The organism is Rhizobacter sp. P2_H2 (assembly GCF_056403375.1).
In genome coordinates this window covers 1-3,198 of the sequence record NZ_JBFUFP010000635.1, presented here as the reverse complement: position 1 = coordinate 3,198, position 3,198 = coordinate 1, and the positions used below count along the sequence as shown (strand labels likewise).

At 70.6% G+C, this 3,198-nt stretch carries 3 protein-coding genes and 1 pseudogene; all 4 read right to left on the bottom strand.

Annotated elements, in window-relative coordinates:
- Nucleotides 1–200 (bottom strand): annotated as a pseudogene (locus AC1D15_RS23830) (DUF1269 domain-containing protein); the annotation flags it as partial.
- Between the two features lie 105 nt (nucleotides 201–305).
- Nucleotides 306–1,718, bottom strand: coding sequence for a hypothetical protein (locus AC1D15_RS23825; RefSeq protein ID WP_477827920.1), 1,413 nt, complete (start codon nucleotides 1,716–1,718; stop codon nucleotides 306–308).
- Complete coding sequence (locus AC1D15_RS23820; RefSeq protein ID WP_477827919.1) at nucleotides 1,715–1,987, bottom strand: expansin family protein; 273 nt, start codon at nucleotides 1,985–1,987, stop codon at nucleotides 1,715–1,717. The genes AC1D15_RS23825 and AC1D15_RS23820 overlap by 4 nt, the downstream gene beginning before the upstream one ends.
- Complete coding sequence (locus AC1D15_RS23815; protein WP_477827918.1) at nucleotides 1,984–3,072, bottom strand: pectate lyase family protein; 1,089 nt, start codon at nucleotides 3,070–3,072, stop codon at nucleotides 1,984–1,986. Before AC1D15_RS23815 ends, AC1D15_RS23820 begins: the two co-directional genes overlap by 4 nt.
- Between the last annotated feature and the right edge of the window lie 126 nt (nucleotides 3,073–3,198).

The window sequence follows — 3,198 nt, the reverse complement described above, 5'->3', positions numbered from 1 at the left end:
CCGATGACGAGGCCGGCCTGCGCCGAACGCACCACGTCGGAGGTCTGCAGCAGGTTGGCCGGATGCAGGCCGGTCAGGACCTCACCCTCGCGGGCGACGAAGTGGATGTGCGGCTCGGAGATCCGGGCGAGCAACAAGTCATCCATCGTCCGCCGGGCGCTGGCCAGGTCGGGCAACAGCCAATAGATGCGTCTGCGCATGGCCGCCTCCTTGTGCAGTTTGCGAAGCGATTGGCGATCACCGTACTCCCATTCGGGGCGATCGGCAAGCGGGCACAACCCAGCGTCGCGCGTCTCTCGTGCGTCTCAGCGCGCAGGCAGCTTGCACGCCGCCACGCGGTTGACCTGGATCTGCGAACCGCCGGCGCTGTAGGCCCACAGCACGTCGCCATTCGGGGCCGTGACCATGTCCTGGAACTGATCGATCGCCAGGCCGGACGCAACCGGGCCTTCGACGAGCTTTCCATCCGACGCGTTCGCCACCGCCAGCATCAGCGCGCCGCCCGACTTCCATCCCAGCAGCAGCCTGTCGCTGCCGAGCGCGGCCAGGTAGGGGCGGAATGGGTAGCTGGCGTCGAGGCCGGTGGCCGCGCCGATGCCGAGTTGCTGGACCGGTGCCGTGCCGCGGTTCGGCAGCTTCGCGAGCTGCAGCGACAGCCCGCCGGTGGCCGCGGGCTGGATGAAGTTCATCCAGAAGCCGTCGCTCGCGCCCACCAGGCCACCGAGTGCGCGCTGCGTCGGATCGGTGCCGGCCAGCCACTGCAGCGTGTCGGCTGCGGCCGACGGCGTGGCCAGGCGCGCCTGCTGCATCGCGTTCGGGTAGGCGTCGCCGTGGCAGGTCGCGCCCCACTGCGTGCCGTTCCAGGCGGTGCGCACCGACCAGCTGTGGCTGCAGCCCCAGTCCCAGCGGCCGGCCACCGCCTTGCCGTTCGCGTCGACGAACTTCAGCGTGTCGCCGGCATGGATGTCGACCTCGCCGGCGACGTTCGGGCGCGCGGTGGACATCGCCGAGCGGTAGTAGATGCCGATCGTCGAGCCGTCGGTGGCGAGCCGCGCGGTGTGCCCGTACCACCAGATGAACTGCGCACCGACGCTGTCGACGTTGCCCTTCTTCGTCAGCGTGGTGCGCGACAGCAGGGCGCCATCGCCGCCGACGCGCACCAGGTCCATCCTGCCGCAGACGTTCTTGTCGGGCGTGCTGCTGCCGCGGCAGTACTTGGGCGAGTAGATGTCCGGGTCGTCGGCGACGACCGCCAGCGCCGCGCCGCCGGGCGTCGCGAGGATGGCATGCACTTCCAGGCCGGCCACGCCGGGCAGCGCGCGATCGAGGCTGTCCGTGGCCGTCAGTGCGGCCATGCGGATGGACGCAGCGCTGCGGTCGGTCCAGGCCAGCCAGGCGCTGCCGTCGCTGCGCGGCGCGATCACCGCGGGCGTGTACTCGTCGTTGGGGGCCGCGTTGCCGCCCACGGTCACCGAGCTCGCGCGCAGCCGCTGCGCCAGCGGGTCGCATGATGCGGGCGCGGGTGCGGGGGCCGGAGATGGCGCAGGTGCAGGTGCAGGTGCTGGAGCTGGAGCTGGAGCTGGAGCTGGAGCTGGAGCGGGGGCCGGAACTGGCGCGGGCGCTGGCGAAGGAGCGGGTGCGGGGTCGGACGAGCTGCCGCCGCAGGCCGCCAACGCGGCCAGCAAGGCGAGTGCGCCGGGGCGGGTCATGTTCTTCATGGGAATTGCGCCTTGCCTTGCACGACGACACCACCCGCGGGTTCGGGCAGCGTGTCGAGCAGCGTCGCTCCGCCCAGCGCGGTGACGCGCACCTGGAGCGGCCCCGCCGCGATCTCGGCCGGATGGACGAAGTAGTTGTAGTCGGTGCGCGCGACGCTGCCGGCGACGGGCGAGGTGGCCGCGCTGTCGCTTCCGCCACCCCCTCCGCCGCAGGCGGCCAGCGCCGTGGCCATGATGCCGGCGACCCACCGGCCCGCGCGCCGGTTCACGGCGCGACCGTCAGCTTGCCGGACCCTGCCGATGCCTTGACGGATGCCTTCACGCTGCTGGCCGGCAGCAGCGCGCTGGCGTAGGCGTACGGCACGGTCCAGCCGACGCTGGTGCTGAAGCTGCACTGGCTCGTGTCCAGCGCCGCACCGTTCAGCAGCGAGCCGCTCTCCTTGATCGCGCCGGTCTTGCTCGACGAGCCGGGGTTCTTCAGCACGCTGGTGCAGCCGCTGGCGCCCTGGATGTCGAACGCGTTGTTCTCCGAGATGATCTTCGCCTTGTAGGCCACGCCGATGCTGTACTGGTGCGCGTACACCGGGTGCGACTTGCTGCCTTCGAAGTAGTTGTTGTAGACGTGCACGCTGCCGAAGCGCACGCGCGGCGCGCGCTCGGTGATGTTGCTGAACAGGTTGCCGTGGAAGGTGACCGTCAGGTGCGTGTCGTCGCTGGTCGTGCTGTCGGACGAGCCGATCAGGTTGTTCTTGTCGTGCTGGTCGAAGACGTTGTTCGACACGGTCACGTAGTCGGAACCGTTCTTCACGTCGAGCGCGCCGTCGTGGCACTGCTTGAYCTTGCCGTTCTCGACCGGCGACAGGTCGTCGGTCTGCGGTGCGTCGGTGAAGCTGTTGTGGTCGATCCAGACGTGGGTCGAGCCGTCGACCGTGATGCCGTCGTACTGCGAGTTCCAGTTGCCGGCATCGCCGTCGTTCGGGTCCCACACCGGGCCGACATCGCAGGGGTTGACGATGCGCAGGTTGCGGATGATGACGTTCTGCACGCCGCTGACCTGCAGGTAGGCGTTGACCAGCCCGGCGTCGCTGCCGGCGCCGATGAGGGTGGTGTTGCTCTTCAACGCGAGCCGGGCGCGTGCCTTCTGGTCGGTGGTGTTCGCGAACGCGCCGCCGTTGTCGGCCGCGGCCATGTCGATGCGGCCGACCACCTTGACGATCGTCGCGGCACTGCCGCCGGCCTTCAGCGCGGCCAGCAGTTCGGTGGCGGTCGTGACCTTGTAGACGGCCGAGGCGGTGGCGGTCGAGCCGCCGCTGGTGCCGCCGGCCTGGCTGGCCCAGCCGGTGGTCGGTACCACGTCGCGGCTGTTGTCGCCGGAGGCGGATGCGGGGGCCGGCGCAGGGGCCGGTGCAGGTGCGGGTGCGGGTGCGGGTGCAGGTGCAGGTGCAGGTGCAGGTGCAGGTGCAGGTGCAGGTGCAGGTGC